Here is a 21,244-nt window from a genome sequence, read left to right on the forward strand (position 1 = left end):
TGCCTCACCGCCTATCAAGACCTACTGGGCCCTGATAGTACGTCTAATCTTGCCACTCAAAAAGGAACGGAGCACTAACGCCCACCGGCGACGCGGCCCCTACGATGAGGGCCGTCGCCGACGGCGTCGAGCCGGAGACCTTCTTGTGGGTCACCTTCCACCGCCCGGATGGCGGCGCGAGCATCTGGTACGCGTGGACCGGCGGGCAGCCGCTCGGCGACCACATCGACCGGCTCGCCATGGTGGCTGGGTACGATGCGGCGGACTGGCTGCACATTGCCGACTGCCACCAGCAGACCAGCACCCGTGGTCGAGTCGAGATCTGGGCGTATGCGCTACGGCCGGTCCTGGCCGACATCCAATCCGGGGTGCGGGGACCGCAGGAGCGGCGCGAGGGTCTGGCGCGTGTCCTGGCCACGACAGCCGAGGTCACGGGGCAACAGCCGCGCATCCTCCTCGCGTGCTGGCTCGGATTCGGGCCTACGCTCCTCCAACGAAACGGCTGATCCTGAGCCGTTCCTCCTGGGGGTCGCTCTCCTGGCCCGGCCGGGATACAGCCACCCTGTGCCTTCTGCGCAAGGCCCCGGGCCTGGCATGATAAGGCGCGTCAACACCGCGTTGACGCCCTGGGAGGAGGAGTCGGTGGCCAGCCGTTCGACGCAGATTCACCGCCTCGCCGCAGCGCTGGAGAAGATCACCGGCGTGGTCGTCGACGCCGCCTATGACGAGCGTGGCCGCCGGTGGGACCTGCACTACTCCAATGGCCCCACCCAGGCCAGCATGCAGGCCCACCTGGCGAAACTCACCATGAAGACCGGCCTGGACGTGGCCCTGTTCACCGTGCGCCGGATCGTGCAGGATGACGCCCTGGCCCTACAGGCGGTGCGCTACCTGCGGATCACCCGGGTCGAGGACCCCTCCCCCTCCGCCGCCGCACTCAGCTGGGCCATCGAGGAAGCCGCCCGCGACACCGACTACTCTGAGCGGCCGCTCGACGAGCGCGAGGCCGTCCTGGCGGCCCGGCTCCTGGCCACCGAGGGCCGCTACACCAGCCCCCAGCTCCTGGCCGAGCGGCTGCTGCGCCCCGACCACGGGCTCGCGGCCCTGCTGGCTGACGATTTGCAGGAGACGCGGGCGGGAGATCGGCTGTGGGCGGCCGAGTATCTGAGCTCCCGCTACGCCGAAGGCGCTCACCGGGCCGCTTGGCAGCGGCACCTGCAGCCGATGCCCGCCCGAGAGGCCCTTGAGGCGGCGGCCGCCGACCCTGAGGCCACCCCGGCGGCCCGGGTGGCCGCGCTGACCCTCGCCCCGGTCGTGCGCGCCGACCTGGAGACGGCGCTCGCCGCCCTCGACCGCGGGGAGCTCGACCTGATCACCGCTGTCCGAGCCGACGACGCAGCCTGGTCAACGGTCGGCGCCGCCTTGCACCTCACCAAGCAAGGCGCCTCTCAGCGCGCGAGCCGCCTCGCCGAACGAGTAACGTCAACGGCCCGTTGACGCCCGGCGGGTGTCGCGCCGGGCCGAGCCTGGATTGGCCGCAGAGTGCCGGACCCAATCGCTGGGCTCGCCCAGTCGGTGACTGCCCGAGTCATGCCCGAATATCCGGTTCCAGTGCGCAAGGCTTTGGCTATCTGGGGCTAAGTACTCCGGAATATTACTGGCAATACAATTTGTGACCTTCGGCAAACCCTCGAGGGAACGCCGTATCCCAGCTCTCCGCGTAGCCCTTCCCGTAAGCGTCCCCTGTTGAAAGAGGACTAGGATTATATACGTTCGCGCACTCGGTGTAGGCCACCCTCTTGCCGGCGGCATGGCCATCCCTGGCTCCAGCGCGGCGACCCTCCCAGTAAGGGGAAGGCGTGGGCTGAGATAGAGCTGCCTTTACCGCTTCCGGGTATGACACCGTCGCTACTGCTGTCGACGAATCAAGGGCCGTTGAGGCATAAGCCCCAGGCAGCAAAATCGAGGCGGCGGTGAACAGTCCCGCGCCGAACATGATGGATCGTCGTCTGTAACGCATCTTGACTCTCCCCTCTCGTCGGCGAACGTTCGTCGAAATCGGCTTTCTGATCGAACCAGATCCTTCCATGGTCCATTGAATGGCGATCTTTTACTTTAAGGTCAACACCGGTGCGGCCTCCGGACATCTCCCCTTTCGCTAGATTGCGGGAGTGGTCACAGCCTCACGCTAGAGGTAACCCCTAACTTGGTCAACATATGATCATGAGAACAAGCGACCTGCTCCCCATTATTACTTGATTCCATTTTCTGTTCATCCCGATCGGGTAGGTTTTCGGCATAAACGACCCCATGGTGGGACGCGGAGGTTCTCGGCCACGAAAGAGACGTTGACGCGGGCACCTTGCAGACCTTCTTCACGATCTACGCCTCCTCCGCCGAGGAAGCGGAACTCCGGGTTCTGGCATGAGCCGACAACGATCACGAAGACGACCTGACGACATCTGAGCCTTCCCGGGTGACCCGCTCGCCTGAATCGAGCGGTGGATGAAAGAGCACATCGCGCAGGGCCACGTAGCGAAGCTGCAAGACCAACCATGCAGTTGACCCTCGACATGCCCGAATTGAAGCGCCTCTCACAACCGACGCCGAACCTCCTCGCCTACAACCTGATCGTCATCTGCCGTTCGGCGGGCAAGGATGGTCTCGCGCTGCTGGTGTACGTGACTGAGCAGATCCCCGAGCAGGGGTACCGCGGCCGCGTGGTCATCTTGCACAACGAGCCAGGCGTATTATCGAATGCTTGTTCTATATAACGCGACCCTCCGTCTCCCACGTATCCTCGGCCAGCCCGCCGATCTGCGCACCTTCAAAGGCGATGTTCTCCTTTACGGATCGCAGGTCTGACGTCTTTTGCGCGGCTCACCGCTTGACATGGACGGAAATCAAATCTATAGAATGGACGTAATCAAGAAACGAGAGAAGGTGAATGCAAAGTAGATCGAAGGCAAAGAAAAGGAGTGTTCCGATGAAGGCGAGAACAAAGGCATTGATGCCGCTTTATGGGGCAGTAGCGTCGGCCATGCTTTTCGGTATGACCGGAGTGGCGCCCGGAAGCCAGGCACAGGGATACGGCACGTCGGCACTGTCGGCTGCGCTTGTCGTGCCGACAGCGATATCTGGTGTACCATCCGCGTCAAACTTCCCGCAGACTCTGCATATTGACTTGTTACCGGGTTCACCGGAACCGAACTGCGGGGTCCGTGTAATCGCCTGCACGTATGGATGGGGCTACTCAGATGGCCTTAATGAGGCAAAAGAAAGCTGTCAAAAGCATCACAAATCCACCGGTAAATACACCGACGCGTATATGAGTGGATACAACAAGGGGTTTTCGAAGACTTGCGGATATATGCCCTATCCTCGTTACAGTTAAATATGGACGGCGTGTACGGGGCGCAGCGCCGTCTGGCGGGCGATGGCACAGCTGTCAATGCAGAGATAACCGGTGGTGGTGGATGCACAGACCAGCTCCTCCCCCTTAAGGCAGATCTTTAGATCGCACGGAATCTCCGCTTTCTGGAGAGGTGAATCAAATGAATGGTCGACACCTCACAATGTTTGGCCTGGCTGTACTCCTGGCTACTGTCGCGGTGCCATCCGTCCAAGCTTTCCATTCTCACCGTCCCACCGATAATCTCGCCAAAGTCGCACGGGCTGAGGCCTATGTGAAAGATATAGTCGCGGCAGACCCATACGATGATGGGTACAGGAGAGGGCACGAGCAAGGCCTCAGAGAGGCCGCTGATCGCGACTGCAGAAGACCGGATTGGTGGAGGTCGCGCAAGTGGTGGGAGCAGCGACAGCCATATGAAGTGCAACAAGATGGCCTCGGTTTCTTTGACGGGTACGAAGCGGCGTACCGAAAAGTCTGTAAGGTGATCAAGCCACGATTCTGACTCAATGAGTCTTTTTCATCCCCTGGCAGCGGACTGTTGGACACAGCATGATCGCAAGACTGGTGTTCGCCTGACGGCATAGAGAAACCCCTGGTAGACGGGTTGATCACCACAATCACGTCCGTCACAACCAGGGGCTTCGGATGCTGTTCTATCGTGCTGCCGTCGATTTGTCGCGTTCAACGCTGAACTACGGCGCCGGCCTGATCCGTCGGCATCGCAAGGCGATCGGCTCGCCCTGGCGGCGGCTCAACCCGGGACAGCAGGCTCTGCCGGTTCTGGTTCACCTGCGCAAAGGCGAGACGTTCGTCGAGGCCAGTGCGGGAATGGGCAAGGGCATCGTACGCGGGCCCGCTCAGCGCTCCGTAGAGGACGGCCGAGACGACATCCAGGAAGCGGCTCACCGGCGAATGCCACCCGTGGATGATGGGGTGGGTTCGTGCATCGGCCGGTGCACGAACCCCACCCCAACGCACCACGAGCAGGGCATCGACTTTGGGCAACATGTCCATCTGACGATCTTCGAGGCGATGCCAGTGGCTCCGCAAGCTCACCGACGACCTAGTGTCCGTAGTGGCGGTTGGAATAGGCGAGCACACCAATCAGTACCGCAGGCTCATGGGGGTTAAGCAGCGCCATGATCAGAGTCAGGGCCGCCTGCCGCTTTCAGTTGCTCGAGTATAGTGCCGAGGCTCTTCCTGGGCTGAGGCTCTTGTGACGGTGGCAGGTCGGCGATCGCTCCCACCAAAAACGGTCCGTCCAGCAGATCGGCGGTGAACGTCACGCCGGTGAGGCGGGCCGCCATCGCAAACATCCGCGCGCCATGTCCGGACAGGTCGTCGTAGCGTTGATCCCAGTCCTCATCTGAGCCCTCTTCGAGAGGCAAACCGAACTCGCGCATGAGGCCGGCCAGCCGGTCGGTGTCGGCACCGGAGCGACGCTCGGGAAAAGTCGGGTCGAAAGCCGTGAGCACCATGCCGTCCGCGGCGTAATGAAAGTAGTCGCAGGCATAGTCATGCCGCAGGACGGACACCACGTCGGTGTCGGCCGACAGACGCTCCAGCGTCGGGTTGCCCGTCCCCGACCAGCCGCACGGCTCCACCGCCGCGCACCCATCGCCGGTTGCGACCACTCCGACATAACCACCTCCCTCACCACCCTTGGTCACCATCGTGAAGTCGGAGACTGCCAGCTTCAGCTCGGCGAAGCTCATCTGCGTGCTCGTGCGAGCGCCGAACCGGCGCAGCACCTCGGCCGGGTCGAGCCCACGCACCAAGGTCACGCAATAGATCTCGCCGAGCAGGTCGCCCCGATCGCCGTACGGCGGTTGCAGCCACCGGAACGGCGTCAGCGCATCGATTGTCATGTCGCGATCTTGGCAGGCCCTACCGACATAGTCAGGCCCACTTTGCCCTTCCGCGCGCACCTGCTGCCCGAGAGCTCGGCTTGTTGCCGCCGACATCACGGAAAGTCACTATGAGGTGCCCTGCAGATTCCGGACAGTCGGCTGCATAAGCTGACAGAAGTCTGGAAGAGGTAGGTACGTGACGAGGCGTCGCAGCCAGTTCTCGCCGGAGTTCAAAGAAGAAGCCATCCGCATGGTGCTGGAGGGCGAGCGGACGGTCGCGTCGGTGGCGCGGGAGTTCGATATCAACGCCAGCACGCTGGGCAGCTGGGTGAACCGGCATCGGATCGTGAGCACCCACGACGAGCAGCGGCTGGTTTCCGGGCCGGAGCGGGCGCGGATCCGGGAGCTGGAGCGGGAGAATGCGGAGCTGCGTGAGAAGCTGACGTTCTTGAAAAAAGCAGCCTTAGATTCAAAGAGTCAAGGCAACACATTGGGCCGGGGTTCGGTAGCCGAGGCACTTGCGGGGGCGGTTGTTCAACCGGGCGGCCAAGGCGTCGAGGTCGGCTTGGCTGTGCAGACCCAGATCGGTGCCTTTCGGTAGATATTGCCGGATCAGCTTGTTCGTGTTCTCGTTCGTGCCCCGCTGCCATGGACTGCGCGGCGCCGCGAAGAAGACGTCGACGCCGGTCGCTTCGGTCAGCAGCCGGTGGCCGGCCAATTCCATACCGCGGTCCCAGGTCAGAGTGTTGAGCAGACGAGCATTCATCCGTGAGAACGCCTGCTGCAGGGCGGGGATGACCGCAGTGGTGTGACGACTGGGCAGCGCGACCATGGTCAGGTAGCGGGACTTGCGGTCGACCAGTGTCGCGACCTGGCTGTTCTTGGCTCCGACGATGAGATCGTCGGGTCCTGCCCCCGAGGTGTGGACACCTTGAGTACCGGATGATGAAGATCCGGAGACAAGGAGTTCCACGTGGCGATGAAGTCGTATCCGCCAGAGTTCAAGGCGGACGCCGTCGCGTTGTATCTATCCGATCCGGGACGGACGCTGGCTTCTGTGGCCGACGATCTGGGGATCAGCCGGGAGACGCTGCGTAACTGGGTGCGTCAGGCACAGGCCGACGGTACTGCGGGCGCCAAGACACGGAGCCCGGCGAAGAAGCCGGCGCGTGGCCCGCTATCGTCGGACGACGTGCTGGAAGAGGAGAACAAGCAGCTCAAGGCCCGGATCCGGGAGCTGGAGCTGGAGCGCGACATCCTGCGCCGGGCGGCAAAATATTTCGCCGGCGAGACGAACTGGTGAGCCGCTTCGAGTTCGTCGACGACCATCGGGACGCCTTTGGCGTGAAGCGGCTGTGCCGGATCTTGAAGGTGTCCCGCTCGGGGTTCTACCGGTGGATCAAGGCGGGGCCGGCCCGGGCGGAGCGGGCCGCGGCCGATGCCGCGCTGGCGGAGGAAATCAGGCAGATCCACGGTGAGTTCGACGGCACCTACGGCAGTCCGCGCGTCACCGCCGAGCTGCGGGCCCGGGGCCACACGGTCAACCACAAGCGGGTCGCGCGGGTGATGCGCCGTTTTGGCATCGTCGGGCTGCACCTGCGCAAGAAGGTGCGCACCACGGTGCCGGAACCCTCGCAGCAGAAGGTACCGGATCTGATCCGGCGGGACTTCACCGCATCCACCCCGAACCGGCGCTATGTCGGCGACATCACGTATCTGCCTGTCGGTGAGGGCCGGTTCTTGTATCTGGCGACCGTGCTGGACCTGGGCTCACGGCGGCTGGCGGGCTGGTCGATCGCCGATCACATGCGCACCGAGCTGGTGACCGACGCGCTGCGCGCGGCCGCCGCGACACGGGACAACCTGGCCGGGACGATCTTTCATGCCGATCATGGAGCGCAGTACACCTCGGCCGAGTTCGCCGCCGTCTGCGCCGAGCTGGGCGTGCGCCAGTCCATGGGAGCCGTCGGGTCCAGCGCCGACAACGCCGCCGCGGAGGCGTTCAATGCCACGTTGAAACGCGAGACGCTGCAGGGCGCCAAGCGCTGGTCCTCGGCACGTGAGGCACGCCTGGCCGTTTTCAAATGGATCACCCGCTACAACACCCGCAGGAGACACTCCACTCTCGGCTACCTCAGCCCGATCGACTACGAGCAGCAGACCACCGATAAGGTGCTGCTCGCCGCATAAACGACCGGTGTCCACCCTTCGGGGCGAGCCCCCGGGGGCAGGTGCTGGTTGTATTGTCCCGGTCCCGCATCCCGAGGCCGACCCGTTATGAGCGCGGGAGTCTGGGGTCGCCACACAGCCGGGGCTGCGAGCCAAGCTCCAGTCCGCCCAGCCCGTCGCCCGACGATTACCTCAGGGTTGAGGAACGCGAGCACAGCCAGTGGCGGTGAGATGGATCATGGTGCGGGTAGTCGCCGTGACCGGCGGAAACATTAACGATGGTGTTGTCGCGCCGGACTGTCCCGCCGGGTTCGGGCCGAAAGCCGACTCAACACTGGTGCTCGTGCGCCGCTCTGGCCTGCGCGAACAGCCCGCACCGCCAATGACGGGCCCGTTGCTCCCATGGTTGCCTTCGCGCTGCCTGACCGCTCCGATCTCGACCAAAATCCTCAAGGGGCCGCCGATCAGGGACCGAAGAGGTCGATGACGTCGTCGCCGTAGGGGTCTCGCGCTGCCCTATCGGTACGTGGAGCCGTGATGACGGCGGCCTTGACGTTCCAGCTGAACCGGGTGGCCACGGCCACCGCCTGCATCGGATACCCCGCGCCCGGTCGCCAGATCGCCTGCACCACGACAGGCCGGCCAGACAGATCGGTCGAGATTCCCCAGTGCAGGGTGATGCGGCTGTATTTGGGGTTCAGCCGTCCGCCGAGCATCTGCTTGAACGGCTTCGATGCTGTGAACAGCTGCCCGAAGGTAGTCGTGCCGCGATAGCTCCACGTCTTGACGGCCCGGTTGTCGGCGTCAGGGACAGCCGGGCCCGACTTGCTGCTGGAGGCCGAGGCGATCAGGGTTTTGAGCGTGCCGAGGTCGAAGACGTCGATGATCTGGTCGCCGTACAGGGCCGCGCCACCGGACGCGTTGCCGAGCCGCGCCCATGACTTCCCGCCGTAGGCCGGCCCCGCGCCATACAACACCCCGCCGACGCTGCGGACCTTGTGGGCCGCCGAGCCGACCTTGGCGAGGTCGCCCGCCCGCCGGTCCCCACCCGCGGCGTCCTCCCGCAGGAACTGCAGGTAGCACTTGCCGAGCAGCATCGAGCGCGTCATATCGGCGGCGACCACTCCGCCCCGGCCCAATCGCGCCATCCCGGTCAGGTGAGGATCACTACTGTTGTCATCCTGGCACGCGCCGCGCGGCATCTCGCCAAAGCGAGGATCATACGGCCAGTCAGCCGCGGTGTGTTGCACGACCTTCACCACCTGGCTCTGGGCTTGCAGCCGCTGCACCGCTGCGACCACATCGACGGCCGCCGCGGCCTGGGTAGGAGCCGGCACGGCCGCCAGCCCCACCACATCGGCCATCGTCACTGTCCACCTCATGAGAGATGATCATGCCATAAGCCCATATTGTCTTCACCAAGCGCGACTCTGGCCAGACTTTCTGCATCCAGGCCGTCATCTGGCCGCGCCAAACGGATCGTGGTCACGCTCTCAGACGATACGCACCGCCACCGAGCGTGCGTATCCGCCGCCAATGGGATGCCGGCCTGGATTCTTGATGGGGTGGGCGCTATTGCGGCTTAGCCGAGGCGCGCTTGTTTGATGACCACTACCTCGCTCGCCGGGGGCGCCTTGATGTTCACCCGGCTGCCCCAGCCGGTGTAGTGGGTCTCCACGCTGAGGCGTCTGCCTTCCTCTCCGGGGACCACCCCGCCGTGCGTGGTGGCCGGATAGTCGGTGACCAGCCGCTGGGGAAGCTGGTCGGCGCCCACCGTGAGCCTGAAACGCAGCACGGCGGCTTTGGTATCGGCGGACATTTTGACCATGGTGGCGTTGCGCAGCCACGGGGAGACCTTCTCCAGCGCGCCGAAGCTGATCGCGCCCGCGTAGGTGCGCCCGGTCCGCTTGCCTCTGGTGATCAGGGCTTTCAAGGTCGTCGCCTCGGCCACGTTCACCAACTGGCTGGACCAGCCGCCCCAGCCGGCGCTCATGCCGTGCGGGTGCTTGATCCAGGTCTTGCCCTTCGGCGGCGCCCAGGGGCCACCGGAGTAGTAGCTGGTGGTGCCGATCCTGATCGTCCGGTCCTTGCTGGTCAGCATCGACGCCAAGCTGATGGGGATCCGCGGGATCGCTGCCTCGTTGAGTTTTGCGGTGACGTCGGAGGCAACCATCCCGGCCGGGCCGAACTGAAAAGAGCCGGTGCGCTTGAGGAAGGAGGTGTTGCCGACGAACTCGATCAAGGTGGTGACGTCGGTGACCCGTACCCCGGTGCCCGCGACGAACTGACGCTTCAGCGCGGTGACCGGATCGGCGGCAGCCGCGTGAGCAGCGTGGACGGTGTGGACGGCGTGGGCAGGGGAGGCGGTCACGGACATGATGACCGTGGCCGCGGCGACACCCGCGATCACTTGCTGCACAAAGACGTCCCTTCAGCCCGGTATGGGAAGAGAAATCCTCCCGGTTCTTGATCACGAACGCGTCTCGGCACGTATCCGTTGAGGCGACCACCTTGCCCCATCGGGTTCGGCGCGAACGGACAGGATGCGGCAACGGCGCGGCAGCGGCGTAGCGACGGCGTAGCGATGATCTGTGTGCCGGGTGGTCGTGCGATCCGCGCACCCGTGCGGTGCGGTGTCCGGGGTAGGGCGTCCTGCTGTCGTGATGCACAGTGCTGCGGCCCCGCACGTGCGGGTGGTGTTCGAGCTCTCCCCAGACGAGGACGGCTGGCCTCCGGCCGGCTCTGAACGCCTATGGGCGACACCCTTGGGTCCGGGCCTGGCGAGGCTGGACAACATCCCTTTCTTCGTGCGCGGAGTTGCTTGTGACGATGTGGTGCGCATCGACACCGACGCTGATGGCGTTGCGTGGGTTACGGAGATCGTAGAGGTCTCCGGTAACTGCACGATCCGCATCCTGCCTGATGCCCACGGTGATCTGAAGGGCAGTCTGCAAGCCGTTCTCGACCTCTTCGCGCCGTTGGGCGTCGAAGGGGAAGGCCTGGAGCGGTTCGGCCTGGTAGCGCTGGACCTTCCCCCCACAGCCGACCTCGCCGGCGCCAAGCGCCTCCTGGCGACAGGACAACAAGAGGGCTGGTGGGAGTACGAGGAGGGCTGCATCACCGAGGACTGGCGCGCCCTCGATCCCCGATAAGAGGTCACCGGTCCTCATCGCCCACCACCTCACGGCAGCCCCACAGGGGCGCGCCTTCTTGTCCGCTCCCGGCCTCAGCACGGCCGCCGCGCTGGGCATCTCCCGGGCCGCCATCGCGCACGCCGCGACGGCCGACAGCCACCGCCCGCTGGTCGTCGCGGCGTGCGGCGGCCCCGCTGGGCACGCGCGGCGCAGACCTAAAGCAGCCCTCCGGAAAGGGAAGACGGCGATGATCGACCAATTCGACTGGGCGCACCTGGAGCACGCCTACGGCCCGGCCATCGATACCCCCGGCCACCTGACCGCGCTGAGCGGCGGCGATGAGAGTGAACGCCGGGCCGCCATCACTCACCTGGACGTTGCGGTGCTGCACCAGGGCTTTCCGGAAACCGCGACAGCCCCCGTCGCCCGCGTCGTCGGCTACCTGATCGCCACCAACGCGGTCGACGCCGACATCCGCGACGAACTCGTCGAGTTCCTGGGCGCGGTAGCGGAGGCAACCCGCACCCTGCGCGACCACCCATACTTCGCGCCGCTGATTCCCGAGCTGGAAGCATCAGTCATCGAGGCCCATCGGGGCGTGGCCGTCCTCCTCGACGATGACGCGCCGGCCTTGCGGATGCGCGCGGCCGACACGCTGGTCAAGCAACTACAGCTGCCGCACCTGGCCGCCGAGCGCCCGGCACTGGCCGCCCGGCTACAGCACTGGGCCACCAGGCCCGATGACGGGAGCAGGCAGGTGTGGGTCCGACTGCTCGGCGAACTCGGCCAGGATGTCGCAGACTTCCTCGACGACCCCGACCCCGCGGTGCGGATCCGCGCCGCACTGGCCCCCTCCTGCCGGCACAACGCCCGCGCCACCGCCCTCATCATCGCCGCCCTCGGCCAGCCCCTGCCGGCCGGCGCGTCTCGCGGGGAAGTGGTTGAGGCGGCCATCGCCAGAAGCGACACCTTTGACCGCATCGCCGAGCCGGCGGCAACGATCGCCCGGCAGACAAGCTGGACAGGCTGCGACGTCGACTGGGGACCCTTGCTGAGCTTCGCCTTCCCCACCCCGCATGTTCCCGACGCCCCGCTGTCACCAGCTCAGCGCATGTTCCTGCACGCCCTGGCGGACAACGACCAGCTATGGGATCCGCGCAACGGAAGCGTCGCCCTCTGCTTCACCCAGGTAGGGCTACCCCATGACCGGCGGCGATGCGCACAGATCGCCGCGGCCGGCGGATGAGAGCGCGTGCTACCTGAAGCTGCGCTGCCCTTCTGGCGCTGCTGCCTGGTGCCGCTCACGGGCACGCTGCCAGCCCCGATCCTCACGGGCACCAGGCAGGCGGCACCCGGCGCACGCTCATGGGCCGCACGACAAGCAGGAAGGTGAACACGGGGGGCGCTCGTCAGCGGCCGTGCCGGCGGTGGCTGTTACTGCGCCGCACCAGCAGCGCGGCCTGGCCAAGGACGGCGACAGCTCGGTGCGCAAAGAGTCGCGGCGATGACGTCAGCGGGGAAGCTGCACCAACCCCGCGGCTCTTTCCTCGGCTGATCAGCAAGTTTGCCCCGCGGGCGGGAACGAGCCTGGGGTGTGGCCAGCCCGCATCACCCCGGGCTCAGATGGCGATGCGCCCTCGATGAGGCCGCCCGCTCCGGGGGCGTCCATATGATATGGACGCATGTCCTCCCGCAAAACCCGCCCCCTGTCTGATCGGGCCCGCCGCGATGCCACTGACGCGATTTTGGATCGGCGCCGCCGACTCGGTGACCCCGACCTGGAAAAGGCCTCCGACCACCCCGTAGAGCTGGTCACCTACGTACTGGAGCACCAGCGCGTCTCACGCAAAGCGATCGGCGCTGATCTGCTGGACGCGCTGGTGGTGCTGGAAGGAGCACGCCGCCAGGCCCAGCAGGAGTTCGACCGACTGGAGCACCTGTTGTTGGAGCAAGGCATCACCGCGGGCCTGTCATTGACCGAACTCGGGGTTCCCGTGGGTGGGCTGGGCAAGTCCACCATCCACAACCGGCTGCTACGCGGACGGGCCCGCCAGGCCGGCCTGGCCTCCAATGAGAAAGCGCTGCGCGCCCAGCAGCGCGGCGACCGCTGGCTGGCCGTCCACGGCAAACGCCTGCTCGCCGCCGCCCACCACCTGCCAGCGCACGCCGAGCGCGTCGCCGAACACGGCGATGAGGACTTCGCCGACGGTCTGACCGAACTCGCCGAAAGCCTCGCCACTCTGTCGGCGGCCGCCACCGATCCTGCCCAGCCGATCCCGGCCGCCGACATCACCCGGATGCGCTTCATCGCCGCCCGGCTACGAGTGATCCTGCACGAGATCACCGCACCCCACCTCGCCCCCCCTACGCGCTGAGCTCGCCCCAATCCTGAGCGAGCTGGCCGCGCTGACCAGCCAGCACGCCACGGCGACCGCATACACCTGACCTAGGCTGTCGGGGGCAACGCCCGCCTGGCGAAGGCTCAACGCCCTATCCTTGGGCAGGTCGCGGACACGGCAGCCATCCCCGACATGCCCCCTTGCACCGCTACCTCACTTCGCCCCCCGCAGGAGATGGATCGTGAACGCGGTGACCTCCCCCTCCTGCGACCACCAACACCAGGAGCGGTGAGGGTGAGGAGCCAACCGGTGTGGTTACTTGACGTCGACGGGGTGATCAACGTCTCGCGGCCCGGCTGGGGCGCCGCCCCGCGCAGCGGCTATGCCTTCTCCGCGGGCGAGGAGTATCGGATGCGCTGGGCGCCGGCCCTCATCGACCGCATTCGCGCGCTGCATCACGCGGGCACCGTCGAGATCTGCTGGTGCTCGACCTGGTGCCCCGACGCCGAGGAGGTGGAGCGACTGTTCACCCTGCCCCGGCTGGAGCGCGCCTGGTCCGATCACCTCACCGCCACCGCTGCGACGGCGGCGAAACTCGCCGCCGCCCGCCAGGTCCTCGCCCACGGCCGGCGCCTCATCTGGACCGACGACGTCGAAGTGCCCACCTGTGGAATCGTGCACGACGAACTGACCCACGCCGGCCAAGCTCTGCTGATCGCCCCCTCACCACGCCGCGGGCTACAGCCCGACCATATGAACGCGATCGAGGCATTCGTCTCGTGGTAGCGGGGCCACCGAACACTCGCCAAATCACGGGGCATTGCCAAGGGAGAAGCGTTGGTCGCTGATCGTCGCGGGGCCGGTTGTGTGCGGGGAGCACCTCGTGGCCCATTGGTCGTTCATCGTCTGCGCAACCATCGCCTCCACGCCGAGCGTCTGGCGTACTTCGCCCACTGGGCATGGTCGGCACGAACGGCCAGCGTGGTGGAGTGGTCGGGGCCCAGCAGCCGCTCGATTACCGGCCCCAGCACCGCCAACTGGTCTCGGGCGTCGGCGGGGTTTCCTGTCTGACCTGTCAGGGAGGCGAAGGAAAAGCGGGCGGCCAGTGTGGTGGGGTGTTCGAGGCCCAGGGCTCGTTCCATCGTCGGTACCAGCGCCGCCAGCTGGTCCATCCCGCCGGCCGGATCACCTGCATCGCTCATCCACATGGCGAGGTGGAAGCGACCGATCAGCGTGCCCAGGTGCTCGGGGCCCAGCACTCGCGTGCACACCGGTATCAACATCGTGAACTGGTACCGGGCGCCAGCCGCGTCTCCCGCCTCTCCCATCCAGCGGGCCAGGCTGAAACGGGCGCCCAAGGTGGTGGGGTGCTCAGGGCCCATGACCCGCTCGCATAGGCCCCCCGCTCGGGTCGCCGTCACCAGGGGCAAAGTGGAGCGTTCGCATAGATCAGAGCCGTCTCAGAACCATCTCTCAGAACGTTCCGGTTGTGAGAGGAGTGCTGCGAATGGTGACCTGGGTGAATGCCTCACCGAACGAGGACAGCGCTGACCTCGCACAATCGTTCGTTTCTGCGAATCACCCACCGTCACCGCCGTCACACAGAGCTACTTTGCCCCTGGTGACGCCGACCAGAGTGGGGGGCCTAGATCCGGTCTTGCGGCACGCCGAGCGCCAGGAGCTGCTCGGTCTGGATGATCACGTCTTGTTCGTCGGTGGAGCAGCGGGCGTAGCCGACACGGGTTCCGTTCACGCGTTCAAGTGTTCCGAATAGGGGCCTTCACCGGAACAGTTCGCGGAACACCTGTACGGAACACCCCGACCTAGGGGTCAATCCGGCTTGAGTGGTGTTCCGTTGAGGGACCCCCTTACGGAACACCACTCTGATCACCCGTGGTCACTTGAGGTGGGGGGTATCGAGCTTGAATGCTCACCCCGAAACTCTTCAGGAATTACTGAGCGTTATATTCCTTTGGTGTACCGGCCGGGCGACGGGCCTTCACAGTTGCCATAGTCGCACCGTCTTGTCGGAGCTGCCGGTGGCCAGCCCGACGCCCAGCCGACCCGACCTTCCGCTCGCGTGACAGCACTGCATGCCCGCAGTGTTGCTACCCATTGTGATTGATATGTCGCAGAGTGAGCAGAGAGGGCTCTAATTGTCGGCGGTGAGACCTTCGGCGATCTTGGTCAGCTCGCGGTCGACGGCCTTCTTTCTGGCCGGGCAGCGGCTGACGTACGACGAGGTCCAGCGACTGCCCGCGGACCCGAACGCGTTGAAGTCCTGGCTCTCCGAGGCCGCGCGGGTCCAACGGGTCAAGCAGAACAACGTGGACCAGTACATCACCGGGGCACTGCCGGGAATGCTCTATCAGCTTCCGGCGCCCAAGAACGTCCGCGCCGCGGCCTACCAGGCCTTGCTGACGATGCCCGCTGTCCGTTCGCAGGGAGAGTCCAAGGACAGCATGGGCAGAGCCGGCGCGGCCCTGTCGATCGACCACCCGAAGGCCGTTCAGAAGAACGGACTGACGATCAAGGGCAAGACCTACCTGATCGTGGATACTGGCACGATGCTTCTGCTGTCCGAGAGCCAGACGACCACGATCAGTGGCAAGCTGTCCCTCAACGAGACCAGAACCCAGACCATGCTCGAGGCCGGCTGGACCAACACCGCGCCGGCTGTGCCCGCCCTGCCGTAGCGGCGCACTTGGGTGAGCTTGTCGCCCCTCGCTCTTTCGCCAAGCGCGGGGTCGTGCCCGTCGGGAGCCAACTCGACCTGACGCTGGCCGCGGCGACCCGGGATGGCCTGGCCGCAACGCAATGGATCGTATTTATTATTTTCTAATTTCTGGAAAATCGAAGGTGTCAGTAGGCTTCCGGCATGCAGGAGCCGGGCGCGGTGACGCCGTGCAAACACTGCGGGACGCCGATCGAGCAGCGGCCCGGGCGAGGGCGGCCGAGGGCATACTGCGCGCAGGGGAACTGCCAGGCGGTGGCCAAGCGCGAACGCGAGATGCGACGGGCGACGCCGGGCCTTGAGGGGGCGCTGGCCAGGGCCGAGGAGTTCTACGAGCGCATGGAGAAGGGGATGATCGCGGCGATCGCCCCGCTGGCGCAGGTGCTGTCGGAGGAGCTGAGCCCGGCGGGGGTCGAGGCCAAGGTGAGCGCGGTGCAGGCCGAGGCCCACACCCGGGTGGCGATCGCGCGCACCGAGCGTGAACAGGCCTTCGAGCAGGTACGCCTGGCGCGGGAGGCCTCCGAGCACGCCCGGCGCGAGCGGGATGCGATGGCACGCCGCGTGGAGGAGGCCAACGCCGAACGCGACACCGCGCTGGCCGACGCGGAGACCGCCAGGGAGCAGGCGCTGGCCGCGTTGCACGAGGCGGCCAGCACCGAACGCCGGGCCAGACAGGCCGAGCAGGAGGCCACCCGCAGGGCCCAGCGGGCCGAGGCCGCCCGGGACGCGGCGCTGCGGGAGATGGCCGAACGGGTGGAGGCCGCCGAGACCGAGGCGCGCCGAGCTGAGGCGCGCGCGCTCCACGATCAGGAGCAGGCCGGTCAGGCGCGTGCCGAGCGGGACCGGGCGCTGGAGGAGGTCAGGAAGGCTCAGGAGGCCAGAGGCCAGGCCGAGCGTGTCGCCTCGGCCGCGTCGGCGCGCGCCGACGCGGCCGAGGCGGAGCGGGACCGGGCGCTGGCGCGCGCCGACACCGAGGCGACCGCGCGTGCTCAGGCTCTGGCCGAGGCGGCCGAGGCGCGTACGCGGGCGGAACGAGTGGACAAGCAGGCGGCCGAGCTGGAAAGGCGGACGGCGCGCCGGATGGCCAAAGCCGAGGAACGAACCGCTGAGAAGATCGCCGAGGCGGGGGAGCGCGCGGCGGCCAAAGCCGCCGAGGCACTCGCCGAACGCGACGAGGCGCGCATGCGGCTGGCCATGGAACAGATGCGCCTGACGGATCTGCGTGAGCAGATGGAGTCCCTGCGCGCCGAGTCCGCCCAGCTCAGGGAGCGCGCGATCACCGCTGAGCTGCGAGCCGAGACCGGCTGAGTCTCCGGCCTTGGGGAACGTCGGTACAGCCGTTGGCGCTGAGATTGATCATGGTCCGCCAGCACAGTGATCGTCGCCGCGGCGTACGAAGCACCCCGAGCTGGGCTTCGCTCTCCAGATGTGCACGGTCCGCTGTGTTGGGCTGTTCCTGGAGGACCCCTTGGTGGTGCCGTGGCCGGTAGCAGGGCCGCTACTCCCGCGCTGGCGATCAAAGCGTATGGCGAGCGCAGCGTGGGCATCGAAGGAAGGTGTCGGGTGCTTGGGCAGACAGTGGTGGCGCGCCGGTGAAGTCGGAGGTGGCGGGGCAGGCGAGCCGTTGGACCGCGATCGTGCCCAGCCTTTTGACGGCGTCCAGATTGCCCACATGGCTCGTGCGGTTTCCTCGCCAGCCGCTAGGAAGGGGGCGGGGGGTCGTAGGCGGAATTCGGTGGATAGCGCCTGGATGTCCTGGATCCGGTCGATGCGGAAGAGCGGATGTCGTTCCGGAGCCGGTCCCATGCCAGCGCGTACCAGACTGGCATGTTGTAGTAGAGGAACTGGATCTCGATCTCGCGCTCGGTGACCGTGCTGTGCCGGTCCTCGTAGCGCACCAGGGCAGTGCGGCACCGCGTGTCTCCCTCGATGGGGACTCCCACCTGCCGCAGCAGCGCGAGGTCGCGGTGCAGGGTGCGCGTGCTGACCCCGAGCTCTGCGGCGAGGTCGGCGGCCGTTGTTTAGTCGCGTTCCGCCAGCAGCGCCTTGAGCTTGTCCAGGCGCAGGACCCGGCTCTCCCGGGGCTGTTCGCTGCTCATCCCATAAATATGCCAGCCAGTGACATGTTGCTTCCTATCGTCGGTCTCACGACGAAAGGAGAAGGACCCGGCATGCACATTGCACTGGCACCGTTCGGGCTCCAGGGAGGCATCTCTGAGGACGCCCTGCTCAGCGCCTCCGACCGGTTCGAGGAAGAGTTCGTCAGCAAGCAGGACGGGATCATCAAGCGGATCCTCGTGAAGGACGGCGAAAGTGGCGGTTACGCCGACATCGTGTTCTTCCGCGACCTGCAATCGATCGACAAGGTCGTCGAGGCGGAGCAGAACAGCGACGTCTGCGCCGCATTCTTCTCGATCATGGACGGCGACGGGTCGCACCGCGTCTACGAAGTCCTGAAGAGCTACGAGTGACGACAGCGCGGCTTCCCCTCAAGGACCAGCTCTTCACGCGCGAGAAGGTCGAGCTGATCGCCGGCGAGATCAAGCACGTGGACTCGGCATTCAAGGCGGACGAGTTCGTCACCGCGGTCGTTGCGCGGTTCCCGGAGCTCGAGCTCAAGGCGCGCGTCGCCTGGATCGCCACCTGCCTGGAGAGGCACCTGCCGCGCGACTTCCGGCGGGCAGCGGGCGTACTGGTGCGCTCGCTACCCGCCCCGGCCGACCCCGCCCTCTCAGACGGCGACTTCGGTGACTTCATCTACGCGCCATACGCCGAGTACGTCGCCCAGCGCGGCTGCACGGCCGAGGACCTTGAGTTCTCGCTGGCCAAGCTCCGCGAGATCACCACCCGGTTCTCCGCCGAGTTCGCGATCCGGCCCTTCCTCGACGCCTTCCCCGGCCAAGTGCTGACAACGCTGCTGGCCTGGACCGAGGACGAGCACTATCACGTGCGGCGGCTGTGCAGCGAGAGCACGAGGCCGCGCCTCCCGTGGGCACGGAACCTGAAGCTGTCCTACGACGTGGGGATCCCGGTCCTTGATCGGCTCTTCGCAGACCCCACACGCTACGTCACCCGGTCTGTAGCCAACCACGTCAACGACATCTCCAAGAAGAACCCGGATCTGGCACTCGACACTCTTGAGCGCTGGCGGAACTCGGGGCGCCAGCAGCCCCGCGAGATGCGCTATGTGATCCGCCATGCCGCCCGGACCTTGCGCCGGGCGGACCATCCTCGAGCGCTGGACCTCGTCAGCTCTCAGCTAGAGCCATGATCAATCTCAGCGCCAACGGCTGTACCGATGTTCCCCAAGGACGGTCTCATCGGGGTCCGGCCGAGACGAGATCGGTGTGGCGAAGCCGGCTCAGGGGGCTCGGCCCAGCTCCTCGCCAGAGCCGACGCCCGACGCCCCCGCCCCGGAAACAGCCCGCCGGTCGGGTCCGGCGGGTCTCGCCCTCGCCCTCGGCCTTCTGTCCGGAGGCGGTGTACGGCGCCTTCGACCTGTCACCTCCCGGCGCCTCATGCCGGTCACCGGTGGGCGGCGCGGAGGGGGCGGTTCGGGAGGGAGCGGCAGCCGGGGCCCGGGCCTGCCCGGCCACAGAACGGCGACGGTGGCGATCGCGGAGATCGTCAGCAGCACACCCAGCAGGATTTCGAGAAGCGCGGCGGTCGACATCAAGTCCTCCCTCGACCTCGCTGTGATCATGTGACGACGAGGACGAAGGTCTTCCCACACCCCCGTCTCGCACGAGGGCCACCCCGCCGGGTCTCCCTGTGCTCGGGGACCGTGATGACGATCGGGGTGTCGGACGGTGGGTACTCCCCTCCGTGTCAATTCCACTATCGGTGCAGCTCAGGCCCATAGTCAAACGCCCCCTGCCGTAGAGCGCCCCTCGGGGGTCCGCCTAACCTGGAAGGACGAGGGGAGTACTTCCAAGAGCCGATCCGGTCAGCACGGACGTTTCGCGACGTCCCCGGGCGGCCGCCCGCAGGCATAGGTGAAGGAGACCTCGAACAGCCGAGCGCGTTCGAGGAGGTCGCATGTCCGCCGAGGCGATCCTGTCGGTAGCCGATCTTGAGACGATCGGTTCGCCGAGACTGTGGACGATCACCGTGGCCGCTCTGATGGTCCTGCTGGGCGTGGACTTCGTGCTGACCCGGCGCCCGCACGAGGTGCGGATGCGCGAGGCGGTGGGCTGGTCGGTTTTCTACCTGACACTGCCCTTGCTGTTCGGCGTCTACGTATGGAGGGCCTTCGGGTCCGATGTGGCGATGGAGTTCTTCACCGGCTACGTGGTGGAGAAGTCCCTGTCGGTCGACAACCTGTTCGTGTTCATGCTGCTGCTGTCGGCCTTCGCGGTCCCCGCCGTGCTGGCCCAGCGCGTCCTGCTGTACGGCATCATCGGAGCCCTGGTGCTGCGCGCGATCTTCATAGCGCTGGGGGCGGCCATCCTGCGGAGCGGCACCTGGGCGTTCCTGCTGTTCGGCGGGATACTGATCGTCACCGCCTGGAAGATCCTCAAGGACGCGCTGAGCGGGCAGGAGAAGAAGGTCGACATCTCCTCCATGCGCTCGATCCGGCTGCTGCGGCGCTTCATGCCGGTCACCGACGACTACCGCGGCTCTCACCTGGTCGTTCGCGAGAACGGCCGCCGCGCTCTGACCCCTCTGGCGCTGGCCATCGTGGCCGTCTTCGCCACCGACATCGTCTTCGCCGTCGACTCGGTGCCCGCGGTGTACGGCGTGACCGAGGATCCCTTCCTCGTCTTCGCCACCAACGCCTTCGCCCTGCTGGGCCTGCGGGCGCTCTACTTCGTGCTCCTGGGCGTCCTGACGAAACTGCGGCACCTGAACCACGGGCTCAGCGTCATCCTGGCCTTCATCGGGATCAAGCTCGTCCTGCACTGGGCGCACGGCACCTGGACGTGGGTCCCGGAGATTCCCACCCCGGTCTCGCTGGGGGTCATCGTCGCCGTTCTGATCACCATCACGATCACGAGCGTGTACGCCAACCGCCGCGACGCGAAGTCCGCCTCCTCACCCGCCGAACGCGAGCCTCGCTCGCGGCCGACGGGCTAGCGTTTCGTGCCGGGAATCACGATCCAGGCCGCGGTTCCCGATACGGGCCACTCGATCAACGACTCCCGCCGGCATCGACCCCCATGACGGTCTGCGGGTACAGCACGCTCGGATCCGCAGCCTGGTGGACACCCGTGACCGGCTTGAGCACCTCATCACCACAGCCACCAGCGCCAAGAACGCGGGCCATCGCTGCCCCGGATGGGTGTTGTCCTCCGCCTCCCTGAGTCGCCCCGGCCTGGCGCCATTTCGTCGAGGAGGCCGGGCGCGTGGGTGGTGACCGATGACGCCTGCGACGGTGATCGCGTCGTCGCGGGCGTTCCGGTGGGTGGTCAGACCTATGGCGCGTTCTGTGTCCCGGGTTCGGGGTTCGGGGTGGGGGTGGGGGGTGGGCTGGTTTCGGGGTGTGGGGGTGGGTCGCTGAGCTGGTCGCGTAGGTAGTTCCAGATCACGGCGATCAGGGCGGCGACGGGTACGGCGAGCAGGCTGCCCACGATGCCGGCGAGGTTGCCGCCGAGGGTGACGGC

Annotated in this window: 18 protein-coding genes and 4 pseudogenes; 15 read left to right on the forward strand and 7 right to left on the reverse strand. The window is 66.5% G+C overall.

Going from position 1 to position 21,244, the window contains the following annotated elements; translation table 11 throughout:
- The first annotated feature begins 104 nt into the window (after positions 1 to 104).
- The 4 genes and pseudogenes from ACTOQ2_RS42660 to ACTOQ2_RS42675 all read left to right on the forward strand — a co-directional run.
- On the forward strand, positions 105 to 506 hold the full coding sequence (locus ACTOQ2_RS42660; protein WP_440107541.1) for a hypothetical protein: 402 nt from the start codon (positions 105 to 107) through the stop codon (positions 504 to 506).
- Between the two features lie 136 nt (positions 507 to 642).
- Positions 643 to 1,497, forward strand: coding sequence for a hypothetical protein (locus ACTOQ2_RS42665; protein ID WP_440107543.1), 855 nt, complete (start codon positions 643 to 645; stop codon positions 1,495 to 1,497).
- A gap of 1,058 nt (positions 1,498 to 2,555) precedes the next feature.
- Positions 2,556 to 2,774, forward strand: coding sequence for a hypothetical protein (locus ACTOQ2_RS42670; RefSeq protein WP_440107545.1), 219 nt, complete (start codon positions 2,556 to 2,558; stop codon positions 2,772 to 2,774).
- Between the two features lie 1,286 nt (positions 2,775 to 4,060).
- Positions 4,061 to 4,243, forward strand: a pseudogene (locus ACTOQ2_RS42675) (IS5/IS1182 family transposase); the annotation flags it as partial.
- A 299-nt stretch (positions 4,244 to 4,542) separates the two neighbouring features.
- Here the strand turns inward: ACTOQ2_RS42675 and ACTOQ2_RS42680 are convergent.
- Positions 4,543 to 5,283, reverse strand: a complete 741-nt coding sequence (locus ACTOQ2_RS42680; protein WP_440107547.1) for a DUF6461 domain-containing protein — start codon at positions 5,281 to 5,283, stop codon at positions 4,543 to 4,545.
- A gap of 178 nt (positions 5,284 to 5,461) precedes the next feature.
- On the opposite strand from ACTOQ2_RS42680, the pseudogene ACTOQ2_RS42685 reads away from it, so the two are divergent.
- Positions 5,462 to 5,692, forward strand: a pseudogene (locus ACTOQ2_RS42685) (transposase); the annotation flags it as partial.
- A gap of 42 nt (positions 5,693 to 5,734) precedes the next feature.
- On the opposite strand, the gene ACTOQ2_RS42690 reads toward ACTOQ2_RS42685, so the two are convergent.
- A complete protein-coding gene (locus tag ACTOQ2_RS42690) occupies positions 5,735 to 6,238 on the reverse strand; it encodes an IS30 family transposase (protein WP_440107549.1) in 504 nt (167 codons plus the stop codon).
- On the opposite strand from ACTOQ2_RS42690, the gene ACTOQ2_RS42695 reads away from it, so the two are divergent.
- Positions 6,239 to 7,455, forward strand: a protein-coding gene (locus ACTOQ2_RS42695) for an IS3 family transposase (protein ID WP_440107550.1) whose coding sequence is annotated in 2 segments (ribosomal slippage) — positions 6,239 to 6,548 and positions 6,548 to 7,455 — 1,218 coding nt in all. Because the reading frame shifts where the segments join, the coding sequence is not laid out codon by codon here.
- Positions 7,456 to 7,898: 443 nt separating this feature from the next.
- Here the strand turns inward: ACTOQ2_RS42695 and ACTOQ2_RS42700 are convergent.
- Both ACTOQ2_RS42700 and ACTOQ2_RS42705 read right to left on the reverse strand, forming a co-directional pair.
- Positions 7,899 to 8,798, reverse strand: a complete 900-nt coding sequence (locus ACTOQ2_RS42700; protein WP_440107552.1) for a hypothetical protein — start codon at positions 8,796 to 8,798, stop codon at positions 7,899 to 7,901.
- Positions 8,799 to 9,016: 218 nt separating this feature from the next.
- The gene (locus ACTOQ2_RS42705) at positions 9,017 to 9,853 is read right to left on the reverse strand and encodes a hypothetical protein (RefSeq protein WP_440107554.1); all 837 of its coding nucleotides are present in this window, start codon (positions 9,851 to 9,853) and stop codon (positions 9,017 to 9,019) included.
- Positions 9,854 to 10,097: 244 nt separating this feature from the next.
- Here ACTOQ2_RS42705 and ACTOQ2_RS42710 point away from each other — a divergent pair, with 244 nt between their 5' ends.
- The 4 genes from ACTOQ2_RS42710 to ACTOQ2_RS42725 all read left to right on the forward strand — a co-directional run bounded on the left by ACTOQ2_RS42710 (position 10,098) and on the right by ACTOQ2_RS42725 (position 13,693).
- Entirely contained in the window at positions 10,098 to 10,586 is a 489-nt protein-coding gene (locus ACTOQ2_RS42710; protein WP_440107556.1) for a DUF4265 domain-containing protein, read from the forward strand.
- Between the two features lie 229 nt (positions 10,587 to 10,815).
- A complete protein-coding gene (locus ACTOQ2_RS42715) occupies positions 10,816 to 11,814 on the forward strand; it encodes a hypothetical protein (RefSeq protein ID WP_440107559.1) in 999 nt (332 codons plus the stop codon).
- A 436-nt stretch (positions 11,815 to 12,250) separates the two neighbouring features.
- Positions 12,251 to 12,943, forward strand: coding sequence for a hypothetical protein (locus tag ACTOQ2_RS42720; RefSeq protein WP_440107561.1), 693 nt, complete (start codon positions 12,251 to 12,253; stop codon positions 12,941 to 12,943).
- A gap of 273 nt (positions 12,944 to 13,216) precedes the next feature.
- Complete coding sequence (locus ACTOQ2_RS42725) at positions 13,217 to 13,693, forward strand: hypothetical protein (RefSeq protein ID WP_440107563.1); 477 nt, start codon at positions 13,217 to 13,219, stop codon at positions 13,691 to 13,693.
- A gap of 113 nt (positions 13,694 to 13,806) precedes the next feature.
- Here ACTOQ2_RS42725 and ACTOQ2_RS42730 read toward each other — a convergent pair whose 3' ends face one another.
- The gene (locus ACTOQ2_RS42730; RefSeq protein WP_440107565.1) at positions 13,807 to 14,289 is read right to left on the reverse strand and encodes a hypothetical protein; all 483 of its coding nucleotides are present in this window, start codon (positions 14,287 to 14,289) and stop codon (positions 13,807 to 13,809) included.
- A 783-nt stretch (positions 14,290 to 15,072) separates the two neighbouring features.
- On the opposite strand from ACTOQ2_RS42730, the gene ACTOQ2_RS42735 reads away from it, so the two are divergent.
- Positions 15,073 to 15,603 (forward strand): hypothetical protein, encoded by a 531-nt coding sequence (locus ACTOQ2_RS42735; RefSeq protein WP_440107567.1) that lies wholly within the window; start codon positions 15,073 to 15,075, stop codon positions 15,601 to 15,603.
- 182 nt (positions 15,604 to 15,785) lie between these two features.
- Entirely contained in the window at positions 15,786 to 16,949 is a 1,164-nt protein-coding gene (locus ACTOQ2_RS42740) for a hypothetical protein (RefSeq protein ID WP_440107569.1), read from the forward strand.
- Positions 16,950 to 17,341: 392 nt separating this feature from the next.
- Here the strand turns inward: ACTOQ2_RS42740 and ACTOQ2_RS42745 are convergent.
- A pseudogene (locus ACTOQ2_RS42745) lies at positions 17,342 to 17,647 on the reverse strand (WYL domain-containing transcriptional regulator); the annotation flags it as partial.
- 165 nt (positions 17,648 to 17,812) lie between these two features.
- Here ACTOQ2_RS42745 and ACTOQ2_RS42750 point away from each other — a divergent pair.
- The 3 genes from ACTOQ2_RS42750 to ACTOQ2_RS42760 all read left to right on the forward strand — a co-directional run bounded on the left by ACTOQ2_RS42750 (position 17,813) and on the right by ACTOQ2_RS42760 (position 20,717).
- Entirely contained in the window at positions 17,813 to 18,112 is a 300-nt protein-coding gene (locus ACTOQ2_RS42750) for a hypothetical protein (RefSeq protein ID WP_440107571.1), read from the forward strand.
- A complete protein-coding gene (locus tag ACTOQ2_RS42755; RefSeq protein ID WP_440107572.1) occupies positions 18,109 to 18,912 on the forward strand; it encodes a hypothetical protein in 804 nt (267 codons plus the stop codon). The genes ACTOQ2_RS42750 and ACTOQ2_RS42755 overlap by 4 nt, the downstream gene beginning before the upstream one ends.
- A 767-nt stretch (positions 18,913 to 19,679) precedes the next feature.
- Positions 19,680 to 20,717: a TerC family protein gene (locus tag ACTOQ2_RS42760; RefSeq protein ID WP_440107574.1), complete on the forward strand. Its 1,038-nt coding sequence runs from the start codon at positions 19,680 to 19,682 to the stop codon at positions 20,715 to 20,717.
- A gap of 338 nt (positions 20,718 to 21,055) precedes the next feature.
- Here ACTOQ2_RS42760 and ACTOQ2_RS42765 read toward each other — a convergent pair.
- Positions 21,056 to 21,244 (reverse strand): annotated as a pseudogene (locus tag ACTOQ2_RS42765) (MFS transporter); the annotation flags it as partial.

It is taken from the genome of Streptosporangium sp. H16 (assembly GCF_051918855.1).
Classification (GTDB): Bacteria; Actinomycetota; Actinomycetes; order Streptosporangiales; family Streptosporangiaceae; genus Streptosporangium.

What these genes read in the sequence shown, in the direction of transcription:
- ACTOQ2_RS42660 (WP_440107541.1), top strand. Translation starts at nt 105, where the DNA reads ATGAGGGCCGTCGCCGACGGCGTCGAGCCGGAGACCTTCTTGTGGGTC.
- ACTOQ2_RS42670 (WP_440107545.1), top strand. Translation starts at nt 2,556, where the DNA reads ATGCAGTTGACCCTCGACATGCCCGAATTGAAGCGCCTCTCACAACCG.
- ACTOQ2_RS42680 (WP_440107547.1), bottom strand. Translation starts at nt 5,283, where the DNA reads ATGACAATCGATGCGCTGACGCCGTTCCGGTGGCTGCAACCGCCGTAC.
- ACTOQ2_RS42700 (WP_440107552.1), bottom strand. Translation starts at nt 8,798, where the DNA reads ATGGCCGATGTGGTGGGGCTGGCGGCCGTGCCGGCTCCTACCCAGGCC.
- ACTOQ2_RS42710 (WP_440107556.1), top strand. Translation starts at nt 10,098, where the DNA reads ATGCACAGTGCTGCGGCCCCGCACGTGCGGGTGGTGTTCGAGCTCTCC.
- ACTOQ2_RS42715 (WP_440107559.1), top strand. Translation starts at nt 10,816, where the DNA reads ATGATCGACCAATTCGACTGGGCGCACCTGGAGCACGCCTACGGCCCG.
- ACTOQ2_RS42720 (WP_440107561.1), top strand. Translation starts at nt 12,251, where the DNA reads ATGTCCTCCCGCAAAACCCGCCCCCTGTCTGATCGGGCCCGCCGCGAT.
- ACTOQ2_RS42730 (WP_440107565.1), bottom strand. Translation starts at nt 14,289, where the DNA reads ATGGGCCCTGAGCACCCCACCACCTTGGGCGCCCGTTTCAGCCTGGCC.
- ACTOQ2_RS42740 (WP_440107569.1), top strand. Translation starts at nt 15,786, where the DNA reads ATGCAGGAGCCGGGCGCGGTGACGCCGTGCAAACACTGCGGGACGCCG.
- ACTOQ2_RS42750 (WP_440107571.1), top strand. Translation starts at nt 17,813, where the DNA reads ATGCACATTGCACTGGCACCGTTCGGGCTCCAGGGAGGCATCTCTGAG.
- ACTOQ2_RS42760 (WP_440107574.1), top strand. Translation starts at nt 19,680, where the DNA reads ATGTCCGCCGAGGCGATCCTGTCGGTAGCCGATCTTGAGACGATCGGT.